A 353-nucleotide genomic window follows, 5' to 3' on the forward strand; every position below is an offset into this window, starting at 1 on the left:
GTCAAGGAACTGACGCAGCGCGACAGCATCTGCGTCAGCCTTGGCGAAAAGCTCCGAAAGGTGAATGCCATCACCAGCGGATGGGCGAATTATTACCGCTACTGTGTGGGCGCTGGCCGCGTATTTGTCGCTCTCGACTGGTACATCGGCCTGCGTCTTTACTGCTGGCTCCGTAAGAAACGCCCAAAAGCGACGCCGAATGAACTGTGGGGCTCGAAACAGCCAAGCAGACGCCGGCCGACGAGACGGGTCTGGAGAGAAGGATCCATCGAGCAACATGTGCTCTGCTGGACACCTGTCGAGCGATATCGTCTTGCGTGGATGGAAGTGCCTGACTTTGCCATGTCTTCTGG

At 57.5% G+C, this 353-nt stretch carries 1 protein-coding gene; it reads left to right on the forward strand.

Annotation, left to right across the window (positions count from 1 at the left end):
- Positions 1 to 353, forward strand: a 353-nt coding sequence (locus AC1D0P_RS32715) for a group II intron maturase-specific domain-containing protein (protein WP_477680520.1), incomplete at both ends; no start/stop codon positions are given.

It is taken from the genome of Polaromonas sp. P1_G2 (assembly GCF_056405515.1).